General features: G+C 70.6%; 24 protein-coding genes. 8 read left to right on the plus strand and 16 right to left on the minus strand.

The genetic code is table 11. From position 1 onward, the window contains the following. Positions 1–5: 5 nt before the first annotated feature. Positions 6–1,301, minus strand: a complete 1,296-nt coding sequence (locus tag MRBLWO14_RS05095) for a sugar ABC transporter substrate-binding protein (protein ID WP_341935372.1) — start codon at positions 1,299–1,301, stop codon at positions 6–8. Between the two features lie 157 nt (positions 1,302–1,458). Between MRBLWO14_RS05095 and MRBLWO14_RS05100 the strand changes: the two genes are divergently transcribed. From MRBLWO14_RS05100 to MRBLWO14_RS05115, 4 genes are all read left to right on the plus strand, one after another. Next, entirely contained in the window at positions 1,459–2,727 is a 1,269-nt protein-coding gene (locus MRBLWO14_RS05100; RefSeq protein ID WP_341935373.1) for an LCP family protein, read from the plus strand. Between the two features lie 31 nt (positions 2,728–2,758). Next, positions 2,759–3,619: a fused MFS/spermidine synthase gene (locus tag MRBLWO14_RS05105; RefSeq protein ID WP_341935374.1), complete on the plus strand. Its 861-nt coding sequence runs from the start codon at positions 2,759–2,761 to the stop codon at positions 3,617–3,619. Between the two features lie 101 nt (positions 3,620–3,720). Beyond that, positions 3,721–4,248 carry a hypothetical protein gene (locus MRBLWO14_RS05110; protein ID WP_251589082.1) on the plus strand — a complete coding sequence of 176 codons (528 nt, stop codon included), beginning with the start codon at positions 3,721–3,723 and terminating at the stop codon, positions 4,246–4,248. Positions 4,249–4,339: 91 nt separating this feature from the next. Beyond that, positions 4,340–4,828: a SprT-like domain-containing protein gene (locus MRBLWO14_RS05115; RefSeq protein WP_096713416.1), complete on the plus strand. Its 489-nt coding sequence runs from the start codon at positions 4,340–4,342 to the stop codon at positions 4,826–4,828. Between the two features lie 20 nt (positions 4,829–4,848). Here the strand turns inward: MRBLWO14_RS05115 and MRBLWO14_RS05120 are convergent, their stop codons facing one another. The 12 genes from MRBLWO14_RS05120 to MRBLWO14_RS05175 form a co-directional block, all read right to left on the minus strand. Continuing rightward, positions 4,849–5,361, minus strand: a complete 513-nt coding sequence (locus tag MRBLWO14_RS05120; RefSeq protein ID WP_341935375.1) for a DUF3054 domain-containing protein — start codon at positions 5,359–5,361, stop codon at positions 4,849–4,851. Between the two features lie 41 nt (positions 5,362–5,402). Next, complete coding sequence (locus tag MRBLWO14_RS05125) at positions 5,403–6,059, minus strand: 2-phosphosulfolactate phosphatase (protein ID WP_341935376.1); 657 nt, start codon at positions 6,057–6,059, stop codon at positions 5,403–5,405. Between the two features lie 68 nt (positions 6,060–6,127). Then, positions 6,128–7,600 (minus strand): ABC transporter permease, encoded by a 1,473-nt coding sequence (locus tag MRBLWO14_RS05130; protein WP_341935377.1) that lies wholly within the window; start codon positions 7,598–7,600, stop codon positions 6,128–6,130. After that, positions 7,597–8,358: an ABC transporter ATP-binding protein gene (locus tag MRBLWO14_RS05135; RefSeq protein ID WP_341935378.1), complete on the minus strand. Its 762-nt coding sequence runs from the start codon at positions 8,356–8,358 to the stop codon at positions 7,597–7,599. The genes MRBLWO14_RS05130 and MRBLWO14_RS05135 overlap by 4 nt, the downstream gene beginning before the upstream one ends. Before the next feature lie 191 nt (positions 8,359–8,549). After that, positions 8,550–9,185 carry a response regulator transcription factor gene (locus MRBLWO14_RS05140; RefSeq protein WP_341935379.1) on the minus strand — a complete coding sequence of 212 codons (636 nt, stop codon included), beginning with the start codon at positions 9,183–9,185 and terminating at the stop codon, positions 8,550–8,552. After that, the gene (locus MRBLWO14_RS05145) at positions 9,182–10,354 is read right to left on the minus strand and encodes a histidine kinase (protein ID WP_341935380.1); all 1,173 of its coding nucleotides are present in this window, start codon (positions 10,352–10,354) and stop codon (positions 9,182–9,184) included. The genes MRBLWO14_RS05140 and MRBLWO14_RS05145 overlap by 4 nt, the downstream gene beginning before the upstream one ends. 59 nt (positions 10,355–10,413) lie before the next feature. Then, positions 10,414–11,205 carry a class I SAM-dependent methyltransferase gene (locus tag MRBLWO14_RS05150; RefSeq protein ID WP_341935381.1) on the minus strand — a complete coding sequence of 264 codons (792 nt, stop codon included), beginning with the start codon at positions 11,203–11,205 and terminating at the stop codon, positions 10,414–10,416. 11 nt (positions 11,206–11,216) lie between these two features. Then, positions 11,217–12,320 (minus strand): AAA family ATPase, encoded by a 1,104-nt coding sequence (locus MRBLWO14_RS05155; RefSeq protein WP_341935382.1) that lies wholly within the window; start codon positions 12,318–12,320, stop codon positions 11,217–11,219. 55 nt (positions 12,321–12,375) lie between these two features. Then, positions 12,376–13,530, minus strand: a complete 1,155-nt coding sequence (locus MRBLWO14_RS05160) for an AMP-binding protein (protein WP_341935383.1) — start codon at positions 13,528–13,530, stop codon at positions 12,376–12,378. A gap of 18 nt (positions 13,531–13,548) precedes the next feature. Beyond that, positions 13,549–14,460, minus strand: coding sequence for a 1,4-dihydroxy-2-naphthoyl-CoA synthase (locus MRBLWO14_RS05165; RefSeq protein ID WP_341935384.1), 912 nt, complete (start codon positions 14,458–14,460; stop codon positions 13,549–13,551). A 31-nt stretch (positions 14,461–14,491) separates the two neighbouring features. After that, a complete protein-coding gene (locus MRBLWO14_RS05170; RefSeq protein WP_341935385.1) occupies positions 14,492–15,490 on the minus strand; it encodes a permease prefix domain 1-containing protein in 999 nt (332 codons plus the stop codon). Position 15,491: 1 nt separating this feature from the next. Further along, positions 15,492–15,824 (minus strand): PadR family transcriptional regulator, encoded by a 333-nt coding sequence (locus tag MRBLWO14_RS05175; protein ID WP_341935386.1) that lies wholly within the window; start codon positions 15,822–15,824, stop codon positions 15,492–15,494. A 201-nt stretch (positions 15,825–16,025) separates the two neighbouring features. Between MRBLWO14_RS05175 and MRBLWO14_RS05180 the strand changes: the two genes are divergently transcribed. Then, entirely contained in the window at positions 16,026–17,000 is a 975-nt protein-coding gene (locus MRBLWO14_RS05180) for an o-succinylbenzoate synthase (RefSeq protein WP_341935387.1), read from the plus strand. 100 nt (positions 17,001–17,100) lie between these two features. Here MRBLWO14_RS05180 and MRBLWO14_RS05185 read toward each other — a convergent pair whose 3' ends face one another. Further along, positions 17,101–17,721, minus strand: a complete 621-nt coding sequence (locus tag MRBLWO14_RS05185) for a TetR/AcrR family transcriptional regulator (RefSeq protein ID WP_341935388.1) — start codon at positions 17,719–17,721, stop codon at positions 17,101–17,103. Between the two features lie 122 nt (positions 17,722–17,843). Here MRBLWO14_RS05185 and MRBLWO14_RS05190 point away from each other — a divergent pair, with 122 nt between their 5' ends. The 3 genes from MRBLWO14_RS05190 to MRBLWO14_RS05200 all read left to right on the plus strand — a co-directional run bounded on the left by MRBLWO14_RS05190 (position 17,844) and on the right by MRBLWO14_RS05200 (position 23,121). Further along, entirely contained in the window at positions 17,844–20,600 is a 2,757-nt protein-coding gene (locus tag MRBLWO14_RS05190; protein ID WP_341935389.1) for an MMPL family transporter, read from the plus strand. Next, positions 20,597–22,468, plus strand: coding sequence for a YhgE/Pip family protein (locus MRBLWO14_RS05195; RefSeq protein ID WP_341935390.1), 1,872 nt, complete (start codon positions 20,597–20,599; stop codon positions 22,466–22,468). Before MRBLWO14_RS05190 ends, MRBLWO14_RS05195 begins: the two co-directional genes overlap by 4 nt. Positions 22,469–22,536: 68 nt before the next feature. Further along, positions 22,537–23,121, plus strand: coding sequence for a 2'-5' RNA ligase family protein (locus MRBLWO14_RS05200; RefSeq protein WP_341935391.1), 585 nt, complete (start codon positions 22,537–22,539; stop codon positions 23,119–23,121). A gap of 29 nt (positions 23,122–23,150) precedes the next feature. Here the strand turns inward: MRBLWO14_RS05200 and ccsB are convergent, their stop codons facing one another. Together ccsB and MRBLWO14_RS05210 are read right to left on the minus strand one after the other, a co-directional pair. After that, entirely contained in the window at positions 23,151–24,140 is a 990-nt protein-coding gene (gene ccsB / locus MRBLWO14_RS05205; RefSeq protein ID WP_341935392.1) for a c-type cytochrome biogenesis protein CcsB, read from the minus strand. A gap of 4 nt (positions 24,141–24,144) precedes the next feature. Next, positions 24,145–26,001, minus strand: coding sequence for a cytochrome c biogenesis protein ResB (locus MRBLWO14_RS05210; protein ID WP_341935393.1), 1,857 nt, complete (start codon positions 25,999–26,001; stop codon positions 24,145–24,147). Positions 26,002–26,003: the final 2 nt, after the last annotated feature.

The raw sequence follows: 26,003 nt of genomic DNA on the forward strand, positions 1-26,003 counted from the left end.
CTGTCTTACTGGTTGAGCAGCTCGGTCATCTCCGCAGCGGCATCCTTCGTCGCCGTGGCGACGTCCTTCTGCCCGCTGAGGATGGCCTGGATCATGGCGTTGGTCGTCTTCTTGGCCTGGACGGCGCCGAAGTTCGGGGTCACCGGCACGGACGCGCCGCCCTCGACCATCTGCTCCGCGAACGGAGCGACGAGCGGGTCGGTCGAGGCGAGAGCCTCTTCCATCGCCGACTGGACACCGGGGAAGTAACCGGTCTCGTTCGCCCACTTCTCGGCGAACTCGCCCGTGGTCATGAGCTTGACGAACTGCCACGCGAGGTCGGCGTTCTTCGTCGTGTTGAACACCGAGAGGTGCGAGCCGCCGAGCACGGACGGAGCGATGCCGCCGTCCTCACCGGGGATCACGGCCGCGCCGATCTTGCCGTCGAGGTCGGGGTTGGCCTCGATGAGGGCCTTGGGGGTCCACGAGCCGGAGAGCATCATGGCGACGTTGCCCTGCGTGAAGGCGTCGCGGAGGTCGGTCTCCTTCCACGTGGTCGCACCCGCCGAGGAGAAGCCGTGCTCGGTCGCGAGTCCGGTGTAGAACTCGATGCCGGCCTGCGACTCCTTGCTGTCGAGCTCGCTGGTCCACTCGCCGCCGTCCTGCGTGGCGACCTCGCCGCCGGCGCCCCAGACCCAGGGGTAGACCTGGAACTCGGCGTCACCGGGAACCGGGAACGGCAGCATGTCGGGCTTGGCGGCCTTGATGGCGTCACCGGCGGCGACGATGTCGTCCCACGTCTTCGGAGCCTCGAGGCCGAGCTCCTCGAACACGTCGGTGCGGTAGACGATCGAACGGACGCCCGCGTACCAGGGCATGCCGTACAGCTCGTCGTCGTAGGTGCCGGCGACCGCGAGGCCCTCGACGAGGTCGTCGCGCAGGCCCTTCTCGGCGTCGACGTACTCGTCGAGCGGCTCGAGCGCGCCCGCGTCGGCGAACTCGGCCGTCCAGGTGGTGCCGGTCTCGGCGATGTCGGGAGTGGTCCCGCCGGCGATCGAGGTCACGAACCGGTCGTGGGCGTCGGCCCACTGGATCTCCTCGATCTTGACGGTCGCGCCGGTCTCGTCCTCGAAGGCCTTCGAGACCTCGTCGTAGAAGGCGCTGGAGTCAGGGTTCGTGCCCTTCATGATCCAGACGGTGAGCTCCTGGCCCTCGCCGTCGACCGCTCCGCCGTTGTCGTCACCGGCTCCGCCGGCGCAGGCCGCCAGGCCCAGGGTGGCCACGGCGCCGAGCGCCACGACCGGAAGGATGCGCTTGTGCATCAGGGATCTCCTCTTTGAACGTCCTGGCGGCATCGGGTGCTGCCTACCACGTAGGAAAAAGTATTCACGACTAACTAATTACCTGCAAGTTATTCTCGGAAACGTCATGCACCCGTAACATCGGGCTTCGTCAGGCTCGCCGGGTAGGCTCTGCCGCATGCCAGGCGCCCTCGACGACACGAGAAGATCGACCGTCGCACGCCATGCGACCCTGCCGACGCCTACGGCACTCTCATCCTTCCTGAAGATCCTGGGCATCTCGCTCAGCGTGCTTCTGGTATCGGCGATCGCCGTCGGCGGGTTCGTGGCGGCCGACATCCTCAACCGCACCGGCGACGGCGCCGTCGCTCTCGAGGACGGCGCCGACGCCGCTCCGCCCGCGCTCGGGGCCTATCCCGACGACCAGGCGTTCAGCATCCTCGTCGTCGGCACCGACGAATGCGGCGAGATCACCACCCAGCTGCTCGGCGAGCGGTGCGAGGAGGCGGACGGGGGCATCCGCAACGACGTCAACCTGCTGGTGCACGTCTCAGCAGCACCCCGCAACGTCACCGTCGTGTCGTTCCCCCGCGACCTCATGGTGCGCGTCCCCGAGTGCACGCGGGAGGACGGATCGACCGCCTCGTCGATGTCGAAGGCGCCCCTGAACTCCCTGTTCGACCACGCCGGCGTCTCGTGCATCGCGAAGACCATCACCGACCTCAGCGACATCCCGATCGAGTTCGCCGCGAAGATCAGCTTCGACGGCGTGATCGAGATCACGGACGCGATCGGCGGCGTCGAGGTGTGCGTCGCAGGCGAGGGGATCCGCGACCGGCAGGCCGGCATCGACCTGCCCGTCGGCACGCACACCGTCTCGGGCGCCGATGCGCTCGCCTTCATCCGCACGCGGCACGGTGTCGGCGACGAGAGCGACCTCGCCCGCATCTCGAACCAGCAGCAGTACATGTCACGGCTCGCGAAGAAGATCCTCAGCGCCGAGACCCTGACCGATCCGGCGACCGTGCTGCGGCTCGCCAACACGGTCGCCGACAACATCGTCCCGAGTCAGTCGCTGAACAACCCGCTGACACTCAGCCAGCTCGCGCTCGCCCTCAAGGACGTGCGGTTCTCGGACTTCGTGTTCGTGCAGTACCCGAACCTCGACGACCCCGACAACCCCGGCGTGAAGGTGATCCCCGACGAGTCGGCCGCCGCGCCGCTCTGGGCGGCGCTCGCGGCAGGCGAGCCGGTCTCGCTGTCCGGCGACGTGGCGACGAACTCGGGGGTCGAGCTCGCCGACCCGGCCCCGACCGAGGAAGCCCCGACCGAGGAATCCCCGGCCACGCCCGCTCCGACCGAGGCTCCGAGGGTGACGCTGCCGCCCGAGATCTCGGGGCAGAGCGTCGATCAGGAGACCTGCTCGAACGGCAACCAGTCCCGCTGACCCCGCTCGCACGAGCGCGTAGTCTCGGAGCATGGGCAGGACGAGAGCGCGCGACACCGAGCACCCGCAGGCCCGTCTCGACCACGGCGGCATCGCCCGCATCATCCCCTCCGACTTCACGAGCGGGTTCGAACTCATCGTCGACGACACCCCGCAGTCGCACGTCGACCTCGACGACCCCACCCACCTGCACTTCGAGTACATCGTGCGGATGGGGGCGGTCATCGATCAGCTGCCCGAAGGACCTCTCACCGCCGTGCACCTCGGCGCGGGCGCGCTGACGATCCCGCGCTACGTCGCCGCCACTCGGCCGGGGTCCCGGCAGCAGGTGATCGAGCTCGAGGCGCCGCTCGCGTCCCTCGTGCGCGAGCACCTCCCTCTCCCCCGCGATGCCGCGATCCGGGTGCGCATCGGCGACGCGAGGGAAGGGGTCGGCCGTCTGCCCGCCGCTCTGCAGGGGTCGTGCGATCTCGTCGTCTCCGACGTCTACTCCGGCGCGCAGACACCCGCCCACCTCACGAGCGTCGAGTTCTACCGCGAACTGCGCGCCCTGCTCGCGCCGACGGGGGTGCTCCTCGTGAACGTCGCCGACGGGCCGGGTCTCGCCTTCGCGCGCCGGCAGGTCGCGACGATCTCCGAGGTGCTGCCGGAGATTGGCATCCTCGCCGACACCCAGGTGCTCAAGGGGCGCCGCTTCGGCAACCTCGTGATCGCGGCGTCCGCCTCCCCCCTCCCGACGGAGTGGCTGCCGCGCCTGCTCGCCGCCGGTCCGCATCCGGCGAAGATCGCTCAGGGCGCCGAGGTGGCGGCCTTCATCCAGGGCGCACGCGTCGTGACGGACGCGGATGCCGTGGCCTCGCCGCGTCCGGACGCCTCGCTCTTCCTGCGCTGAGCATCGACCACGCGATCGGATGCGGCGACTCGGGGCGTGCCGCCCCGGCTGGCGCGCCGACGGAGGGCACACTGGTCGGGGGATGCTGCGAGAGGAGAGCAATGAGTTTCATCCGTGGATACGACCACGAGAGTCTTCGCGAACTGGTCGATCTCGATGAATGCGCGGCACGCCTGGAGGAGATCTCCGACCAGCGCAGCCTTCCCGCCCTGCTGGAGCGGGTGTGGCTGCTGAAGGTGCTGAATCGCCTCGACGATGCGCTCGCCGTCGCCGACGAGACCGTGCGGCAGGCCCGCATGGCCGGCACGCGCAAGGACGTGCTGCGCGCCCGCGTGCTGCACGCGACCGTGCTGCAGCATCGTCGAGCCCACGCCGCCGCCGAGCAGGAGCTGGCGACGTGCGCGACCGAGGCGGAGGGTCAGCGGTGGTTGTCGATCGCGGCGTTCGCGTACCACCACCACGGGCGCAACGCCTATGAGGCCGGCGACTACGACACGGCGCGCGAGAGCTTCAAGCAGTCGCTCTTCCTGCGTCGCGAGGCGGGCGCCGACGACCGCGAGCTCGAGACCGTGCTGCTCGCCATCGAGGCCGCCGAACGCCGTCGCTCGTCGGAGCTGCTCGCGGGCTGACCCCGGTCGGCCTTCGGCGGAAGGATGCCGTGCGGAGGCGTCCGCGTGCGGATGCCGCCTCGATGTCGGTGGCATGGCTTAGCCTGAGCGCATGGCGGAACTTGACCGGGTGCGCGTCTGGGGCGAAGCACTCATCTCGATGCATCTCGACGACAGCTGGTCGTTCGGGTTCGACCATGCGAAACGTCGCGCCGGCCAGTGCGACTACTCGAAGAAGCGCATCACGGTATCGCGGTACCTGGCGGCCCGGTTCGACGACGACGAGATCCATCAGGTGCTGCTGCACGAGGTCGCCCATGCCCTCGCAGGTCACGCTGCCGCGCACGGCCCCGTCTGGAAGCGCGTGGCGCGCGATCTCGGTTACGTCGGCGGCACCACGCACCACGGCGAGACCGCCGTGGAACTCGCACCGTGGGTGGGGCGGTGCCCTGCCGGGCATGTGACGTACCGGCACCGGCGCCCGTCGCGCGCGACGTCGTGCGCCCGGTGCTCACGCACGTTCGACGCCCGGCACCTCTTCTCCTGGACCCGGCGCGAGATCACCGCCGACACGCGGCTCGCGGCGCAGATGTCGCGCTGAACCGGGAGCAGATCGCCGCTTCAGTCGCGACGCAGCTCGGGGTCCTCGTCGGCGACGTCGTCATCCGAGACATCCGTCGCACCAGGTTCCTGCGCGTCATCGTCACCGTGCGCGGCCGGCGTGGGATCGCCGCCGGGTGACTGGTCGTCGACCTCGCGCTCTGCGGCCGCCCGCGCCGTCGACCGGCGACGCAGCACCGCCGCGACCGCACGCCATCCCACGAGAAGCAGTCCGAGGACGAGCGTCGCGACGATGATGAATGCGACCTGCGCCGTGTCGCCCGAGACGACGCGCAGGAGCATGCCGCCGACGACCGTCACCACCCACACCACGGCGCCCCACGCCAACGACCACGGGCGCCGAGGGCGACCGGGTAGCAGTGCCGCCACGAGATGCCCGAGCAGCAGCGCCACGAGGAACGGCCAGGCCGTGACGAGGAAGCCCGCGGCATCCTCCTGATGACTCGCTCGCCCGATCACGGCGAAGACGAGCACGAACACGGCGTCGAGGATGAAGGCGGGGACGAACCTCATGCCACGACCCTACGACCAGGGCGGCTGATCGGTCGCGAGACTCACGCGAAGGCGACGAACACCCCGTCGCGGAGCACCGGGACCGCGTCGATCGCGTCGAGTTCGGCGGCGTCCGTCGCCGTGGTCGGCGTCAGTCCCGCCGCCGTCATGCGGTCGGTGGCGGGCACGCCGTCGGCGATCTCGCGCGCCGACCCGCTCGCACTCAGCATGTGACGCAGCGCGCGGCGGAGAGCGCGGAAGCCCTCGGCTGCGACTGCGGCATCCGGGGCGGTGTGGTCGATGCCGAGATCGGTGAGAGCGGCGATCACCGCACCTGCTCCGAGGTGATCCTCCACGGCGAAGCGAAGGCCTCCGGTGCTGTCGAGCTCGCCCGCCGCGATCACGGCGACCGAGGTGCGCGCCTGGCGTCGCTCCTGTTCGACGGCGATCGCCCGCGCGACGGCACCCGCGTTGCGCACGCTGCCGAGGAGCACCGTCGCCCCCTCCGCCGCAGCGGCCACAGCGGCGCCGTTGCGAGACCACTCCCCCGCGTCGGTGAGAGACACGGTGGCGCCGGCGGCGACGGCATCCGCCACCGTCGACGAGAAGCGCAGCACGTCGACCACCACGACGACGTCGGCTGCGGCCAGCCGTCCGAGGCCCTCGACGCCCCAGTCGAGGCGCACCTGATACGTGGACTGGTCGAAGGGAGTCGGCATCCGTCCAGCCTAGGGCGCGACGTCGCCCTCGCCCTCCGGCGGAGGGCGAGGGTGACGGAAGATGACGCTCAGTCGGCGGTGAGCGCCTCGACCGGAGCCACCCGGGTCGCGAGCCTGGTCGGCGCCGCAGCCGCGACGAGGGTCAGCACGGCCGTCGCGACGACGATGATGACGATCGGGAGCCACGGCACGTGCGGCGCGACCAGCCCTGCCGGGGCGAAGTCGGGGTACGTCGGCACCGAGCCCAGCAGGGACTGCGCGGCGATCCAGCCGTAGACCACGCCGAGCACGAGCCCGGTGAGGGTCGCGGCGACCGTGATGTGCGTCGCCTCGAGCAGCACCATGCGCCGAACCTGGCGGTTGGACAGCCCGATCGACCGCAGCAGGCCGAGTTCGCGGCGGCGCTGCACGACACCGATCGTCAGCAGGTTCACGAGGCCGACCGCGGCGATCACGGCCGACACCGCGACGAGCACCATCATGACGCCGGCGAAAGCGTCGAACGGGGCGAAGAACTCGGGCGGCACGTCTCCGCCCGACTGGCCGATCATCATCTGCTTGACCGACTCCAGGGCGACGGCGAACATCGTGACGAGGGTCACGCCCATGACCACGCCGATCGCCATGCGCGACGACCGCTCGGGATACCGGAGGGCGTTCTCGGCGGCGAGGCGGGCGGTGGCGCTCGACCCGAACATCCGGCCGACCAGTCGCAGCACGGGCGGCATGAACAGCACGGAGCCGGTCGCGAGGCCGGTGAACGAGAGGACTCCGCCGAAGAACGCCACGACGACGCCGAGTGGGTGCAGCAACCCCAGACCGACACCGGCGGCCAGCAGAAGGGCACCCGTGACGAGCAGGATCCAGGCGCCGATGTGGCGGCTCGGACGCGAGACCTCGTCGTGCGAGCGCTCGACGGACCCGCCGATCGCCTGCAGCGGCGTGACGGTGAGCACCCGACGCGACCCTGCCCAGGCAGCCGCCCACGTCGTGAGCGCGACGCCGACGACGGGAAGGGCCATGAAGGGCTGTGCCAGCGTGAAGTCCTGGGGCGTGGTCCCGATCAGCTGGGATCCGATCTGCACGCCCAGCGCGGCGAGGCCGACGCCGGCGACGAGCCCGATGACCGCGCCGATCACGCCGACGATGAGGCCCTGCCTGCCGACCTCCGAGCGCTGCGACCGCGCCGATGCGCCGATCAGGCGCATGAGGGCGATCTGACGCGTGCGCCCCGCGATGATCGTCGAGAACGCGTTGGCGGTGACGATCGCCGCGACGTACATCGCGACGCCCGTGAGCAGGACGGAGAGGATGCCGACGACGAGGGCGAGGCTGTCGCTGTCGCCGATGAACGGGTCGGCCTGCAGCACGGCGCCGAGGTAGGCGGTCGTCTCGACGAGCACGACGCCGAACCCCGCCGACAGCGCGGCGACGAGGACGCTCGCACCCATGCCGCGGTCGCGGAGCCAGGCGAGGCGCGGTCCGGTGGCCGACGTCTCGGGGACGATGGTGTGCGTGAGCGGCTCTGCCACGGCGGTCATGCGGTCACCTCGGCGGCGAGCATGTAGGCCGAGATCTCCTCGGCGCTCTGGCGGGGGTGGTCGGCGACGATGCGTCCGTCTCCGAGGAAGAGCACGCGGTCCGCGTAGCTCGCCGCGATCGCGTCGTGAGTGACCATCGCGATGGACTGTCCGTGCTCCCGACTCGCGGCGGCGAGCAGCCGGAGCACCTCGCGGCCCGTCTGCGAGTCGAGGTTCCCGGTGGGTTCGTCGGCGAAGACGAGGTCGGGCGCGGTCGCGAGAGCCCGGGCGATGGCCACGCGCTGCTGCTGCCCGCCCGACAGCTGGTGCGGGCGGTGATCGAGGCGGGGGCCGAGTCCGAGCGTCTCGACGAGGCCGTCGATGCGCGCCTTCTCGATCGCGCTCGGGCGGCGGCCGTCGAGCTCGAACGGCAGCAGGATGTTCCCCCTGGCCGTGAGGGTCGGCACGAGGTTGAACGCCTGGAAGATGAAGCCGACGCGACGGCGACGGAGGACCGTGAGGTCGAGGTCGCCGAGACCGGTGATCTCGGTGTCGCCGATCCAGACGCGTCCGTCGGTCGGGGTGTCGAGCCCGGCCATGATGTGCATGAGGGTGGACTTGCCGGATCCGGACGGACCCATGATCGCGGTGAACTGGCCGCGGCGGATTCCGACGCTGACGTCGTCGAGGGCGTGGACCGTGCCCTCTCCCGAGCCGTACGTCTTCTTGAGGTGCTGGACGCGGGCTGCGAGCCCGAGGTCGGTGGTCGTGATCTCCATGACACCGACGCTATTTCCGGGGCCTCTCCCGGCGCGTCGCTCTGGCGGCGCATCCTCGTACATCCGGAGGATGATCCCCCCTCCCCCGAACCACCCCTCTTTATACGAGCCACCCCTCTCGGGGCGCGACCGAAGGGGGTGGCTCGCGCACAGAGGGGTGGCTCGCGCTGAGAGAGGGAGGGAGGGAGCGATCAGGCCAGGCCGTGCTCGAACGCGAACACGACGAGCTGAACCCGGTCGCGCAGCGCGAGCTTGGTGAGGATGCGGCTGATGTGCGTCTTCACCGTCGCCTCGCTGAGGTACTCGCGCGCCGCGATCTCGGAGTTCGAGAGGCCGCGTGCGGCGAGGGCGAAGATCTCCTGCTCGCGGTCGGTCAGGGCGGCGAACTGCGGCGGCACCGGCTTGGGCGCCTCAGCGAAGTGCTCGAACAGCTCGCGCGTCGCGGAGGCCGCGATCACGCTCGATCCGGAGTGCACGGTGCGGATCGCGGCGAGCAGGAACTCGGGGTCGGCGTCCTTGAGCAGGAAGCCGCTCGCTCCCTGGCGGATGGCCCGGGCCGCAGCCTCGTCGAGGTCGAAGGTCGTGAGCATGACGATGCGCGGCGGGTCGGGCTGGGTGAGGATCTCGGCTGTCGCGGTGAGGCCGTCCATGACCGGCATCCTGATGTCCATCAGTACGACGTCCGGGCGCGCCGAGCGGACGAGCTCGATGGCCTCCTGCCCGTTGCCCGCCTCTCCGACCACGTCGAGGTCGGGCTGCGAGGCGATGAGCATCCGGATGCCGGCGCGGAACAGCGCCTGGTCATCGACGAGTACGACCCTGATCATGCACCTTCTCCGATCGGGAGCACCGCGCGCACGACGAACTGCGCGCCCTCCCGCTCCGCCTGAAGGCTACCGCCCACGAGCTGTGCGCGCTCGCGCATGCCGATGAGACCGTGTCCGCCGCTCGGCTGCGACGGCCCGGACGCGACCGTGTTGCGCACCTGGATCTCGACCCGGTCGGGCAGCCAGGCGAGATGCACGTCGACGGCGCCGTCGCCATGACGGATGCTGTTCGTGAGCGCCTCCTGCAGGATGCGGTAGACCGCGAGCTGGATGGCCCCCGGCGGCTCCCCCGGCGGCGTGGGGTCGACCGTGATCCGGGGCTCGATGCCCGCCTGGCGCACCTGCGCGAACAGGGTCTCGAGGTCGGCGAGTGTCGGCTGCGGGCCGTCGCCCTGCCGATGGCGCAGCTGCGTGAGCAGCAGACGCACGTCGCTGAGGGCTCCGCGCGCGGTCTGCGCGATCGTGCCGAGCGCCTCCGTGGCCATCTCGGGCTTCACCGCGGCGGCGTACCGCGCTCCGTCGGCCTGGGCGATGACGACGGCGAGCGAGTGCGCGACGATGTCGTGCATGTCGCGCGCGATGCGCACGCGCTCCTGCTCCTCGGCGGCGAGGGATTCGGCCTGCAGCTGGGCCGTGCGCGTGCGGCGAGCGCGCAGCACCACGCGCCACAGCAGACCGCAGACCCAGGCGAACCCCAGAGCGAGGATCGACAGGATCAGCAGCAGAGTGCCCGTCGAGATCGCGTTCCACCCGCTGGAGGCGTTGAGCACGAGCCCGTTGACGACCACGATGAAGATCGTGGCGATGAACCCGCCCACGAGGACCGAGCCGAATCCCCACCAGAGCACGGTGCGGGATCCCCACGCCGATGTGGCGTACAGCACCATCAGGATCGCGACGTCGATGGGCAGCGGACCGAACCCCGCCAGCATCTGCAGGATCGCGCCGGCCCAGGCGGCCATCAAAGCGAGGGCGGGTGACAGCCGACCGATCGCGACGCCGCCGAACAGGAGGATGCTCGAGACGACCAGGGCCGCGACGGCGGGTGCAGCGAGCTCGCTCGGGTTCGGCGCGTAGAACACGACCGAGATCGGCGTGAACACGATGAACAGCAGCACTGCGCCCACGATGTCGAGGGTCAGCGCTGTGCGCGAGAGCGGGCGGATCACTCTCCCACGCTACGCGGGGCAGGATGCCGACGGCATCCGCCTGCAGATGTATCCGCCGCTCAGGCGCGCGCGATGATCTCGCCGTGCGGCACGAGGTACCAGCCGTCGCCGTCGGCAGCCCAGCGCTTCCACGCCTCGCTGATCTCGTCGAGGTCGTCCGGCGTGGCCATGCCGGACGCGACGAGCTGCCGCGCGAGGGCGGACTCGCGGATGCGATCGGCCCACATCCCGCCCCACCACGCTCGCTGTTCGGGAGTCGCGTAGCACCAGGTGGATGCCGTCGCCTCGACGTCCTCGAAGCCCGCGGCGCGCGCCCAGGAGAGCAGTCGCCGTCCGGCATCCGGCTCCCCGCCGTTGGCTCGTGCGGCGCGTCGGTACAGGTCGAGCCACCGCTCGAGCTCGGGCAGCACGGGGAACGACAGGAAGCCCGCGTAGTCGGCGTCGCGGGCGGCGACGACGCCGCCCGGTACCGCGACGCGGCGCATCTCGCGGAGCGCCTGCACCGGGTCGCCCACGTGTTGCAGCACCTGGTGCGCGTGCACGACGTCGAAGGAGTCGTCGGCGAAGCTCAGGCCGTGCACGTCTTCGACGGAGAAGTCGAGGTTCGTCAGACCGCGCTCGGCCGCCAGCTCCCGCGAGAGCGACAGCGCGGCCTCGTCGATCTCGGTCGCGGTCACGTGCGCGACCACCGATGCGAAGTCGACCGTGATGCTGCCCGGTCCTGCCCCCACGTCGAGCAGCCGGATGCCGTCGTGCAGATGCGGGCGGAGGTACGCCGCCGAATTCGCGATGTCGCGGACGTTGTGCGAGCGGAGAACGGACTCGTGGTGCCCGTGCGTGTAGGTGGCCATGCTCCAGTGTGTCAGGGCGCCGGGTCGCCGACCGACGAGATGTCGCCCCCGAGAGCCCGCCGCACGGCATCGACCGCTGACTGCAACTCGAGGCCGGACGTCTCGACGACCACGACGTCGGGATCCTCGCGCGGCTCGACGGCGCCATCGACGATCAGGGCCGCGATCTCGGCATCCGTCGCCTCGGCGACATCGTCGCCCGCCAGCCGCGGGCCGCGAGCGGCGCGGCGCTCCCCAGCACGGGTTCGGCGTGTCGGTTCATCAGCACCGAGACGCACGATCGCCACCTCGACGTGCGGGAACGTCAGGCGCACCGCGTCCGGGGTGATCGCCTGCGGAGCGACGACGACGAACTCGTGCGCCTGCACCTCGGCGAACGCCTCGTGCAGGGCCGCGATGCCGGCGAGGGCGAGGCCGTGATCGTGATCGTCGACGTTGGCCGTGAACGCGAGCTGCGCGGCATCCGCGAACCCGGTCACCAGGCCGGCGGACCACCGCTCCGAGACCAGACGCCAGCCGACCGTCGAGGCGCCGGCGAGGCGCGGACCGGTGAGCCAGACGACCCGGCCGGCTGCCGTCGACACAGGGCGAAGGGCCCGCGTCGCAGCGCCTGCAGCCGACCCGTTCTGACTCCCGACCCGGTCGATCACGGCATCCGCGACCGCCCCGGCGGCGAGGCGATCGGTGGCGAGCCTGATCCAGTCGGCGTGGGCGTGCGTCGATTCCGTCGTTCCGGCCTGAAGCGCTCGGCCGACCTGTCCGTCATCCCACCCCCGCGCCGCGAGGCGTGCGCGGCGCACCGACTCCTCGGCATCCAGCCAGATCGACGTCGCCGGATACCCGTGCGAGCGCGGCGGAGTGCGCGTCTCCGCGACGCCGGACACGACGAGGAGGTCCACGCCGACCGCCTCATGCGCACGAGCGATGTGCTGCAGCACGCGTTCCTTCAGGTGCCAGCGGTCCGGATCGCCGCCGGGTGCGGGATAGCACATGCCGAGCTGGTCGATGTCGACGTAGCCGGTCGGCGTCCCCTCGTCTCCGAGCCGACGCGCGACCTCCCAGGCGACCGTGCTCTTGCCGACGCCGGGGCCGCCCGCGAGCCTGAGGATCCTCACACAGCCACCCTACGCATCGCGCTGCGTGCGGCCTCCGCGGGCAGCTGCGGCGCGCTCAGCGCAGCTCGGCGACCGCCCGGCGGATCGCTTCGCGATCGGGCTTGCCCGATGTGAGCAGCTGCAACTCGTCGACGAGGATGAGCCGCGCCGGACGCGCGTGCTTGCCGAGCTGCTCCGCGACGGCATCCCTGGCGTGCGCGAGCTGCTCGGCCTCACTGCGGCGCAGGGCCTCGCCTCGTGCCGCGACGATGACCGACGCCTCTCCCCACCGATCGTCATCGACTCCGACGACGACCGCACCGCTCAGCCCAGGCACACTGCGGACGATCCGCTCGACGCGATCGAGGGAGACGTTGATCCCGCCCGACACGATCACGTTGTCTGCGCGGCCGTGCACCCGCACCACGCCGTCCTCGACGAGGCCCAGGTCGCCGGTGCGATACCAGCGGATGCCGTGCTCGTCGCGTACGAAGTTCCTGGCCGTCAGTGCGCCGTCGCCGATGTAGCCGTCGGCGAGCATGGGTCCGGCGATGCGCAGCTCGCCGTCGACCGCGCGCACGAGGGCCCCGTCGAGCGGGACGCCGTCGTAGACGCATCCGCCGCTCGTCTCGGTCGATCCGTACGTGCGCACGAGTCGCACGCCCAGGTCGTCCGCCCGATCGCGCAGCGGCTCCGGAAGCGCCTGACCGCCCACGAGCACGGCACGATACGCCCGCAGTGCCGCCCGCACCGGAGCATCGTCGGCCGCGTCGAGCAGGGTCGACAGCTGGGCGGGGACGAGCGAGGTGTACAGCTCGGGCACCGCCCCTCCCGCCGCAGGACGCAGCATCGACAGCGTGGCCTCGGCAAAGGACTCCGGCGAGAACCGGCCCGACAGAGCGACCGGCTCGGTGCCCGCGAGGTATGACCGCACGAGCACCTGCAGTCCGGCGACGTAGCCGGCGGGGAGCGCGAGCAGCCAGCGTCCGGCGCCCAGACGCACAGCCGTCGCCTCGGCGCTCTCCCGCAGAGCCTCCCCGCTCAGGGCGACCCGCTTCGGGATGCCGCTCGACCCCGACGTCGCGATCACGACGGCGGTGCCCTGCGGCACCCAGTCCGGCGCGTCGGCGAGCATGCCGAAGCCGAGAGCCGGTCCGCCGTCGAGCGCACGGGCCAGTGCGCCCCGCAGCTGCGCCGGATCGTCGGCGTCCATCGGGATCAGCGCGACCATGACCGTGCCCTCAGCGCCTCAGTAGTGCCAGGGGAACGATGACCAGTCGGCGTCGCGCTTCTCGAGGAACGAGTCGCGGCCCTCGACGGCCTCATCGGTGCCGTAGGCGAGACGCGTGGCCTCACCGGCGAAGACCTGCTGCCCGACGAGCCCGTCGTCGACCGCGTTGAACGCGAACTTCAGCATGCGGATCGCGGTGGGCGACTTGGTCAGCACGGTGCGGGCCATCGCCAGGGCCTCGCGCTCGAGATCGTCGTGCGGGACGACCCTGTTGACGGCTCCTGCCTCGTACGCCCGCTGCGCCGAGTACTCCTCGGCGAGGAAGAACACCTCGCGTGCGAACTTCTGCCCGGTCTGTCGCGCCATGTAGGCGGAGCCGTACCCGGCGTCGAAGCTGCCGACGTCGGCATCCGTCTGCTTGAAGCGCGCCTGCTCGGCGGAGGCGATGGTGAGGTCGCAGACGACGTGGAGGGAGTGGCCCCCACCGGCCGCCCACCCGGGGACGACGGCGATGACCACCTTCGGCATGAAGCGGATCAGCCGCTGCACCTCGAGGATGTGCAGGCGTCCGGCGCGCGCGGGGTCGTGCACGACCTTCTCGTCGTCGGAGTACTTGTAGCCGTCCCGTCCGCGGATGCGCTGGTCGCCGCCCGAGCAGAACGCCCAGCCGCCGTCCTTCGGGCTCGGCCCGTTGCCGGTGAGCAGCACGGCGCCGATCCGCGGATCCTGACGGGCGATGTCGAGCGCGCGATACAGCTCGTCAACCGTGTGCGGACGGAACGCGTTGCGCACCTCGGGGCGGTTGAAGGCGATGCGGGCGACGCCGCCGTCGTGCGTGACGTGGGCGGTGATGTCGGTGTAGTCCTCGGCGCCGGGCGCGAGCACCCATTCGTCGGGGTCGAACAGGTCGGAGACGAATGCGCTGGTCACGGCATCCAGCCTATTCCCGCGCGCCCGCCGCTCACGAGCGGCGAGCGCGCAGCGCCTTGATCCAGCCGTCGATCGCGTCCCACAGGCCGCTCCCGACGATCACCACGCCGAGGATGACGGAGAGGACGTTCATGACCCCGCCCTGCTCGGCGGCTCGCGCGTCGGCCTCCGCCAGCCCCGCGGCATGCTCGACTGCCAGATACTCCAGGAACCCCGGGTTCACGAGCTGGTCGGAGAGGAGCAGGTACAGGGCGAACACGACGAAGGCGACCGCGAGCAGGGTGTTCACCACGGCGGCGCCGGTCGTCCAGCGCCTCGCACGGTACACGGCGACAGCGAGCACGAGTTCGCCCACCATCAGGGCGAGCAGCACGCCCATGCCGACCGGCCAGAGCGCCGGATCGAGGATCGGCACCGGCACGCCGTCGTCACGGACGAAGCCGCGCAGTGCATCCCACAGGATCGCGCCGGCGGCCGCGCCGAGGAAGACGACGGTGGCGATCAGGTCGGCGCGCCGCGGCCCCGGATCCGACGGGTCGGGCAGGCGATCGGGGTTCCACGACCAGCGAGGGGCGGTGGCGGTGCGCTCCAGGATCGCGAACACGAGGGTCGTCCAGAACCCGACGTGCACGATCGACAGCACGATCACGGTCGCCACCGCGCCCACGGTCTCGCCGAAGGTCGCGAATTCGAAGACCTTTCCGAGGGCGACGCCCGCTGCCGCGAAGGTGGGGACGATCCAGAGCAGCACCTTCAGCAGGCGCCACCACGCGAGATAGTACTTCGGCCCGATGAGCTGCAGCGGTCGATCGGCGTAGCCGGCCGCGAGGACGCCGGGGTCGCCGAGTTCGACGATCACGGCGCGCTCGGCGCTCTGCGGGTCCTCGCCCTGCTCCCGTCGGGCTTCGACGGCATCGGCGATGGATGCTTCGAGCTCGGCCCGCACATCGTCCTGCACTTCGGGCGGCAGGCTGCGGACCGTCGCGCTGATGTAGCGCTCGGTGAGGGTGGCGGTGCCGGTGGTGGGCATGTCAGTTCTCCTCTGCGGTGAGAGAGGCGATGGCGGTGGTGAGTGCGCGCCATTCGTCTGTGAGTGTGTCGGCGAGCCGGACGCCGGCCTCGGAGGTGCGGTAGAACTTGCGCGGCCGAGCCTCGTCGGTGTTCCACTCGCTGGTCAGGTACCCCTGCTTCTCGAGACGACGCAGCAGCGGGTAGAGCGTGTTCGCATCGGTGGCGAACCCGCGGGCGTCGAGCTGCTCGAGCAGGCCGTAGCCGTATCCCGCTGTGCGAAGCAACTGCAGGCAGGCCAGCACCACGGTGCCGCGCCGCAGCTCCTGCAGGTGGGTGTCGAGCGTTTCGTTCATGACGATCACATTACTGTGCGAGACACACTATTGTCAATGACACTTACATGCGTGGCGCGCGCCTCCGATCCGGCGACTCATTGCCGAGCCACCCCCTCGTGGGCGAGCCACCCCCTCGGGGCAGGCTCGAAGGGGGTGGCTCGCACCGAGAGGGGTGGTTCGCGCCGAGTTCGACTCCCCGAGACAGAGCAGAATGGGCACATGATCCCGCCGCTCGCAGACCTGCTCGACTCCGCCCGGGTCGTCGCCCTCCCGATGCACACACGCTTCCGCGGAGTCGACACCCGGGAGGCGCTGCTGTTCGAGGGCCCGGGGGGATGGGCGGAGTTCTCGCCGTTCGTCGAGTACGACGACGCGGAGGCGGCCACCTGGCTGACGGCGGCGATCGACTTCGCGTGGCGCCCCCAACCCGCAGCGGTGCGCGACAGCATCCGCGTGAATGCGACCGTGCCCGCCATCGAGGCGGCTCGCGTGTCGGAGGTGCTCGACCGCTTCGTGGGATGCCGCACCGCCAAGGTCAAAGTCGCCGAGCCCGGCCAGTCGCTCGCCGACGACGTCGCCCGGGTCCGTGCCGTGCGCGAGACGATGGGCCCCGAGGGTCGCATCCGCGTCGATGCGAACGGCCTCTGGAACGTCGACGAGGCAGAGCATGCCGTGCACGCCCTGGCCGAGTACGACCTCGAGTACGTCGAACAGCCGTGCCGGACCGTGCCGGAGCTCGCCGAGCTCCGGCAGCGCGTGAAGTACATGGGAATCCCCGTCGCGGCCGACGAGAGCGTGCGCAAGTCATCCGACCCGCTGGCTGTGGCGCGCGCCGAAGCCGCCGACCTGCTGGTCGTCAAAGCCCAGCCGCTCGGCGGCATCACCCACGCGCTGCAGATCGTCACGGCGGCAGGGCTCCCCGTGGTCGTGTCGAGCGCCCTCGACACTGCGATCGGCCTCTCGCAGGGCGCAGCGCTCGCCGCCGCCCTTCCGACGCTCGACTACGACTGCGGGCTCGGCACGGCATCCCTCTTCCTCGATGACGTCGCCGACCGCCGCCCGGTCGACGGCGCGATCCCGGCGGGACGAGTCATTCCCGACGCTGCGGCGCTCGACCGTCTCGCGGCCCCCGCCGACCGCCGCGACTGGTGGCTCGACCGCCTGCGCCGCTGCCACGGGGTGCTCGCCGACTGATCCCTGCTGCTGTGCCGGTCGCATCGCCGAAGCAGGTCGAGTCGCGCTGATCCGGCACGCGTCGGCTCCGGCACCCGGTGCGCTGCCCGGATGACGACGATCAGGCGAGCAGGAGCTGCACGAGACGGCCGAGTTCCTCGCTGCCGGAGTGGCGCAGCTGCTCGGCGTCGTGACCGGCCATCGCGCCGCGCACGGTCATCCCCTCCCAGATGATCATGAGCATGCGTGCCGCCGCGTCGGCGGGGATGCGCAGTTCGAGCGAGCTCGCGTCGACGATGCCCGACACGATCGTGGCGATGCTCGACACCATCTCACGCTCCTGGGCGAGGTAGGCCGCTCCGAACTGCGCGTCGCGCAGAGCGCGGATGCGGATCTCGCTCATGAGCATGACGCCCGGGCGGTCATCGCTCCCCGCATCCATGAGCTGCTGCACCAGCTCGACGGGATCACAGCCCTCCACGAGTCCGCCGTCGGCGGCGATCTCGTCGACCCGGGCGCGGACGGCGTCCACGCGCTGCTCGGCGACGCGGCCGGCGAGCATGAGGAACAGCTCGTCCTTCGATTCGAAGTTCGAGTAGAAGGCGCCGCGGGTGAAGCCGGCGCGCTCGCACACGGTCTCCACCGACGCGCCTTCGAGCCCGACCTCCGCGAACACCTGCGCGGCGGCGTCGAGCAGGCGGGCGCGGGTGTTCTCCCTGCTCCGAGTGGCGGTCGTCGTCATCGAATCCTCCTGACCCCTCATTCTCACACCTCGTCCACAGACTTCTGCCTCCGGCTCACTTTACGATACAACTATGTATTGGATACAGATGTGTATCCAACCCGCATCCTCGGAGGAGCCCCGTGTCCACACTCCTGTCCTCGCTCGGCCGTTGGTCGTACCGGCACCCCTGGCGCGTCCTCGTGTCGTGGCTGCTCGTGCTGGGGCTCGCCGGTGCCGGCGCCCTCGTGCTCGGCGCAGGGACCGATAACACCTTCTCGATCCCCGGGACCGAGTCGCAGGCCGGGCTCGAGCAGCTGAACCGCTCGTTCCCGCAGGTGAGCGGCACGAGCGCGCAGATCATCGTCGTCGCGGCAGACGGCGACTCGATCGTCGACGATCCGTATCGGACCGACATCGAGGACACCGTCGACAAGCTCGCCGACCTCGACGACTCGGTGCTCTCCGCGACCTCGCCCTTCGACGAGAACGTCAACGGCATGGTCAACGACGACGAGACCGCCGGCATCATCCGGCTCCAGTTCGACGGCCAGTCCAGCGACGTCGACGACCAGACGAAGGACGACCTCCGCGCCGTGGTCGCCGACCTCTCCGACGAGCTCCCCTCCGGCTCGCAGACCGCGCTCGGCGGCGACCTGTTCGCGACGTCGATCCCCGGAGTCACGCTGACCGAGGCGGTCGGCCTGCTGATCGCATTGCTCGTGCTGATCGTCACGTTCCGCTCGTTCGTCGTCGCCGGCCTCCCACTGCTCACCGCCGTGCTCGGCGTGGGCATCTCGATGGCGGGCATCTTCGCCGCCACCGCGTTCGCCACGGTGTCGTCGACCACCCCTCTGCTGGCCCTCATGCTCGGACTCGCCGTCGGGATCGACTACGCGCTGTTCATCATGGCCAGGCACCAGGACCAGGTGAGAGCGGGCACCGACCCCGAGGAGTCGGCCTCGCGCGCCGTGGGCACGGCAGGCTCGGCCGTGGTGTTCGCGGGGGTCACGGTGCTCATCGCGCTGATCGGGCTCGGCTTCGCCGGCATCCCGTTCCTGACCACCATGGGCATCGCCGCATCGGTCGCCGTCGCGATCGCCGTGGCCATCGCCGTGACGCTGACGCCCGCTCTGCTCGGCTTCATGAAGGGACGCGTCGTCGGACGACCGCGCCGGGCCCCGAAGGCGAAGAAGGGGCGGACCGCTCCCGCCGTCCGCCGCGGCTTCAGCGACCGCTGGGTCTCGGGTGTCACGAAGCGGCCGATCCTCGTGTCTCTCGCCGTCGTGATCGGTCTGGGAATCGTCGCCGTCCCCGCGCTCAGCCTCAACCTCGCTCTCCCGAACGCGGGCGTGCTGCCGAAGGACTCCGAAGCCCGGCAGAGCTACGATCTCACCGCCTCGGAGTTCGGCGCCGGATTCAACGGTCCACTGATCCTCACCGGCACGATCGTCACGAGCACCGATCCGCTCACCCTCATGCGGGACCTCGGCGACGAGGTCGCGGCGATCGACGGTGTGAAGGAGGTCGCCCTCGCCACCCCGAACGAGACCGCCGACACCGGCATCGTGCAGATCGTGCCGGAGACGGCTCCCGACGACCCGGCGACCGCAGACCTCGTGCGAGAGCTCCGCGCGCACCACGACGAGTGGATGGACGAGTACGGCATCGACCTCAAGGTCACCGGGTTCACGGCCGTCGGCATCGACATCTCCGATCAGCTCGGTCACGCCCTGCTGCCGTTCGGCCTCTTCGTGATCGGCCTCTCGCTGATCCTCCTCACGATCGTCTTCCGCTCGCTGTGGGTGCCGGTGACGGCCGCCGCCGGATACCTGCTGTCGATCGTCGCCGGTTTCGGCGTCGTCGGCGCCGTGTTCGAGTGGGGCTGGTTCGCCGACGCCCTGCACGTCGCGAAGGTCGGCCCGATCATCAGCTTCATGCCGATCATCCTCATGGGCGTGCTCTTCGGCCTCGCGATGGACTATCAGGTGTTCCTCGTCTCGCGCATGCGCGAGGACTACGTGCACGACCCGGACGCCAAGAGCCCCGACCGCTCCACCCGACGCGCAGCGGCCCTCCGCGCGGTCCGCAGCGGGTTCACCGGCTCGGCGAAGGTCGTCACCGCCGCAGGTCTCATCATGTTCGCGGTGTTCGTCGCGTTCGTGCCGGAGGGAGACTCCTCACTCAAGCCGATCGCGCTGGGCCTCGCGGCCGGCATCGCGATCGACGCCTTCCTCGTGCGGATGACGCTGATCCCCGCGCTCATGGCGATCCTCGGCGAGCGCGCCTGGCAGATCCCGGCCTGGCTCGAACGCATCCTGCCGAGCGTCGACATCGAGGGCGAGGCGGTCGAGCGCGAGCGTCACCTGGCCGACTGGCCCGGCGACGACTCGGTCGTGGCCGCCGACGACCTCACGATCTCGGATGCCGGCATCCGCGCCCTTCGTCTGCGGGTTCCGCCGCGCGGGTCGGCCGTCGTGACCGGATCGTCGACCGGCGCACTGCGGGTGCTCGCGCTCGCCCTCGCCGGACGCATCACGCCCGACGGCGGTCTCCTCCGCGTCGCCGGTCACCTGCTGCCGGGACGAGCGGCCTGGGTGCGCGCGCACGTCGGCGCAGTGATCGTCTCGGATGCCGGCGACACGGCATCCGAGCTCTCCGAGGCCCTGCGCGGGCGCCCCTCGCTCCTGGTGATCGACGGCGTCGACCGGCTCTCCCCGTCCGAGCGCGATCAGCTCGCCGCGCGTCTGCGCGACACCGATCAGGCGCTCGCCGTGGTGCTCACGACTCGCTCCCCCGACGCCGCCCTCGCCGTGCTCGAATCGGCCGGACGCAGCGCGCCCGCCCCGACCGATCTCGACGCCGCCCACTCCTCCACCACGACCGAGGTGCACGCATGACCCGCTCGCTCACACCCCGCCGCTCCCTCACCTGGCTGACCATCCTCGGCATCCTGCTGCTGCCCGCCGCGATCGGCGGCATCCTCGTCGCCGCGCTGCAGAACCCGACCGAGCGCCTCGACTCGATGACCGCCGCGATCGTGAATCTCGACGAGCCCGTCGAGATCGACGGACAGCCCGCCCCGCTCGGCCGGCAGCTGGCGTCAGGACTCGTCGAAGGATCCGACGATCTCGACTCGAACCTCACCTGGGTGATCTCGAACGAGGAGGATGCCGCAGACGGCCTGGCCGACGGCACCTATCAGGCCGTGATCACCATCCCCGAGGACTTCTCGGCCGCCGCGACCTCCGCCGGACAGGCGATCTCCGATGGCGGTGGCACCGCCGAGCAGGCCACCATCCGTGTCACCACGCCCGACGACGGCCTCGTCGCCGACGATCTCATCACGAGTCAGATCGCGAACGTCGCCGCGTCGAGCATGGGCACCATGCTCTCGGAGGCCACGACCGACAACATCCTCGTCGGGTTCACCACCATCGGCGACCAGATCGGCGAGGCCGCAGACGGCGCCGACCAGCTCGCGACAGGAGCACGGGATGCCGCGGCCGGCGCTGCTGCGATCCCCGACGGCGCGACCCAGCTCGCCTCCGGTGCCTCGCAGCTCGGATCGGGCGCGACGACCCTCGCCGCAGGGCTCGACACGCTCACGACGAAGACCCGCGAGGCTGCGGCGGGCGCCTCGACCATCGGACAGGGCCTGACAGCCGGCGCTCAGGAGCTGCAGGCGCAGGCGAGTAACGCGGCACTGGTCGCCCAGGGCTCGTCACAGCTCGCAGCAGGTCTGACGAAGCTCGCAGCCGACTGTGCGGCAGCGGGCGGATCCGCGACCTTCTGCGAGCAGGTGGCCGGTGCAGCCGCGGGAGCATCGAAGACGGACATGGGCGTGCAGCAGCTCGCGGCGCTGCCCGGAACCGTCGCTCCTCAGCTGAGCCAGGCAGGTGCGGGCGCCTCGCAGCTCGCGAGCGGTCTCACACAGCTCGCCAACGAGGGCGTCGTGCAGTCGGCCACCGGTGCGCGCACGCTCGCGACGGGAGCGGAGCAGCTGTCGACCGGCGCGACCGATCTCGCGACCGGCGCGACCGAGCTCACCACGGGCCTCGACAGCCTCGCCACCGGCACCGGTGACCTCGCCGGCGGGCTGCGCACGGCCGCCGAATCCCTGCCGTCGTTCAGCGACGCCGAGTCGACGTCGCTCGCCTCGGTGATCGCCGACCCGGTGGCCGCCGAGGGAGCGGGTGACACGATCTTCGGACCGACGGCGATCCCGCTGCTGACCGCCGTCGTGCTGTGGTTCGGAGCACTGGCTTCCTTCCTCGTGCTGCGCCCGCACACTGCCCGCACACTGACCTCGCGCCGCACATCGGCGGGGCTCGCGCTCCGCGCCTTCGCACCGGCGGCGGCGATCGGCGCTGGGCAGGGTGTGCTCGTCTCGCTGATCGTGCAGATCGTCGCCGGATACGACGCCGCGACGTGGTGGGCGTTCGCCGGTATGGCCGTGCTGGCAGGGGTCGCCTTCGCCGCGGTGAACCAGGCGCTCGTCGCGGTCTTCGGCGGGGTGGGCCGGTGGGTCTCCGCTCTGGTCGGCGTCCTCGCCATCGCGACGGGACTCGTGTCGACGGTGCCCGGGTGGCTGGCGACGATCGGGGCCGCGCTGCCCACGGCATCCGCGTTCTCCGGTCTGATCTCCGCGAACGGGGCAGCCGCAGCCGCGCTCGTCGTGTGGGCGGTGCTCGCCCTGGTCGCGACGACGCTCGCGGTCACGCTCCGTCGCACGACGTCGGTGAAGGCGGCTCTCGCGACCGTCTGATCGTCGTGTGACGCTCCATCGACGGCGTGTGACGCAACGCAGGCGGTGTGCCTCCGTACGATCGGGGCATGCGTCGACCGTTCATGGACACCCCGGATCAGCTCACGTCACTCGACGGGCAGCAGTACCTCGTGCTGCGGCCGACGGGTCCCGTGGCCGAGCTGTACGAGCGGGAGCAGGATGCCGCGCTGCACCGCGCCGACGTCCCGCACCCGCACACCGGCCATGTGACCCTGCGCGGGTTCTTCGAACCGGAGCGACGGGAGGAGCTCGCTGCACTCGTACGCGATTGGGCGACCGTGCAGGCGCCGATCGAGGTCACGGTCGAGGCCGTCGACGTCTTCCCCGCGCCCTGGCAGATCGTGATCCTGCGGCTCGCGCGCAGCGCGTCCCTGGTCTCGGCGTACGCGAGTCTCACCAGCGCGCTGGAGGCGACCGACATCCGGAGGCTCGGCGAGTTGAGCCTCGAGGACTGGACGTTCCACCTGTCGGTCCTCTACGGCAAGACCCTCTCACCCGAGGAGTGGCAAGCCCTCGCGACGGCATCCGCGCGGGAGCTGGCCGACCCGCCGTCCGAGACGATCCACGAGGTCGAACTCGTCTCGTATGACGGCGGGGTCGAGCTCGCCGAGGTCATCCGCCTCGGCGGCTGATGCCTCGGCGGCTGGTCAGGGAAGCCGGATCAGCTCAGGCCGGAGTAGGCGTGCAGGCCCTTGAAGAAGACGTTGACGATCGTGAAGTTGAAGATCACGGCCGAGAATCCGACGATCGACAGCCACGCCGACGGGTTGCCGCGCCACCCGCGAGTCGCCCTGGCGTGGATGTAACCGGCGTAGAGCACCCAGATCACGAACGTCCAGGTCTCCTTGACGTCGAAGCCCCAGAAGCGGCTCCAGGCGTAGTACGCCCAGATCGATCCGGCGATGAGGGTGAAGGTCCAGAGGATGAAGCCGATGATCGTGAACCGGTAGGCCATGCTCTCGAGGCGCTCCGAGCCCGGGAACGTGCGCAGGAATCCGGGACCGGTCTTCTCCGCGCCCTCCGAGATCAGGCGCTCGCGACGCGACTGCATGAGCTGGATCACCGACAGGGCGAACGACAGCGCGAAGAACGCCGTGCCCAGGGAGGCCACGAACACGTGGATGACGAGCCACACGCTCTTCAGCGGGTCCATGAGGGGCGAGACCTCGACATAGAAATTCGTCGCGGCGAGACCCAGCAGGATTACGACCAGACCGGTCATGAACGTTCCGAGGAAGCGCAGGTCGACGCGGGTCAGCACGACGAGGAAGACCGCGACGATCAGCAGGGTGCCCATCATCGCGAACTCGTACAGGTTCGCCCACGGCACGCGCCCTGCAGCGAAGCCGCGCGTGAGGGTGGCGGCGAGGTGGAAGACGAACGCGAGCACCGTGAGCGAGGTCCCGATGCGCGCCATGACGAAGCGCGGGGGCGCTGATGCGGAATCGGATGCCGCGGCGCCGCCCTTCGCCGCTGCACGACCCCGCGCTCCGGCGGACGCGCCGACGAGCTCGAACTCGCGCACGCTCGCCGCGTCGGCGGAGAGCTGCGAGCGTCGCGCGAGATCGAAGGCGTAGGCCACGAAGGCCGCCGCGTAGATCGCGATCGCCGTCCACAGGAGGACGGGAGAGATCACTTCGAGATCGAGCATGATGTCAGTCTACTTTCGGGGTGTCGGAAGCGGGCCGGTCGTCGGGTCCGGTCGTCGAGGGAGCGGAGCTGTCGGAGACGTCACCGGGACCGGTCGTTGAGCGAGCGGAGCGAGACGAAACGCGCTGCTCGTCGTGGGACACCTCCGCCTCGGCATCCCCGTCGGCATCCGCCTCCGCCTCCGGAATCGCGGTCGTGACGCCCGCCGCGTCGAGCAGTCGTGCGTGTCCTGCGACGAGGTCGTCGACCGCGGCCGCCAGCGTCGGATCCTCGCCGCGAGCGAGTCCGGCGTACTCCAGCGAGACTCCCCCATCGACCGGCGTCGCCTTGACCCACACCCGGCGGCGCGGCACGAACAGCGCGAGCATGAGACCGCCGAGCGCGAGGAGCGCGAAGCCGAGCACCCACGGCCCAGAGGCATCACGGTGGATCTGCAGCGACGCGAAGCGCTTGACCGACTGCGACGCGTCCGTCGCTCCCGCGGGCGACTCGTCGTCGAAGGTGACGGTGCCGAGGCCGTTCGGCAGATCGGCGGTCTCTCCGGGCGCGAGCTCGATCGAGTCCAAATCGGTGCCGCGGCCGGTGACCTTCGTCATGCCCTCGGTGTCGAGCACGTACACCGATCGCGGGACGCCGTCGTTGATGCCGAGGTCGCCCGAATAGACGTCGAGCGTCAGTGTCGGGTTGGTGAGGTCGGGATACGCGGAGAAGAAAGCCCCGGTGTCGAGCACACCGGTGGTCGGGTAGAAGAATCCGACGAGACCGATCTGCTCGGCGAGTCCGTCGGGGATCTTGATGACGCCGAGCGAGGTCATGTTGTTGTCCTGCGGCAGGAAGGGCGTGCTGTTCGTGAAGACGACGTCGCCGTCGGCGTTGCGCACCGTGATGGTCGGCGCGTAGCCGTTGCCGAGCAGGAAGACGTTGTCGTCTGCCACGGCGAGCGGCTCGTTCACCTTCACGGCGCCGGTGCGCTCCTCGCCGTTCTCCAGCACGGTCACGTTGGCCGAGAAGTCGCCGGCCTGACCGGACCCTGCTTCACCGAACGGCTGATAGGTCACGTCGAACGAGTCCAGGCGCATCGAGTACGGCGCGAGGGCCCCGTCGCTCACGAAGCGTCCGCGGTTCATCGAGTCGTAGTCGAGCAGCGTGTTCGCGAACGTCTCACCCTCGACGAGCACGCGCTGCCCGGTGTACGCGAAGCCGCCGCCCACGCCGATCGTGATGAGCACGCCCACCAGGGCGAGGTGGAACAGCAGGTTGCCCGTCTCGCGCCAGTACCCTCGCTCGGCCGACACCGACGACGACCTCTTGTCGTCGTAGCGTTCGACGCGGTAGCCGAGGGCCTTGAGCTGCTTCTGCGCGACGTCGATGGTCGCGGACGTGTCGGCCGCGGCATCCGTCGAGGTGCGCTCGACCGTGCGGAAGTCCGCCAGCCGCTTCAGTCGCGCCGGTGTGCGAGGGGGCCGGGCGCGCAGCGCCTTCGCGTGGTGCTTGATGCGCGGGATCACGCAGCCGACCAGAGACGTGAACAGCAGCAGGTAGATCGCCGAGAACCACGGCGACAGGTACACGTCGAACATCTTCAGCCCATCGAGGATGGGGAAGAGATCGGGGTTGTCGCGCTGCCACTGCGTGACGCCGTTCGGGTCGGCCATGCGCTGCGGGAAGATCGATCCGGGGATCGCGGCGATCGCCAGCACCAGCAGCAGGATGAGCGCTGTGCGCATCGAGGTCAGCTGACGCCAGCCCCAGCGCAGCCAGCCCACGAACCCCAGGCGGGGCTGCGTGATCGACTCCTCGCCGTCGATGTGATCGGACGGGCGGAGCGGATCGCTGCTGGTGTCGCGGGACGTGGTCTTCACGG

The sequence above is a fragment of the Microbacterium sp. LWO14-1.2 genome (genome assembly GCF_038397715.1).
Lineage (GTDB): Bacteria > Actinomycetota > Actinomycetes > Actinomycetales > Microbacteriaceae > Microbacterium.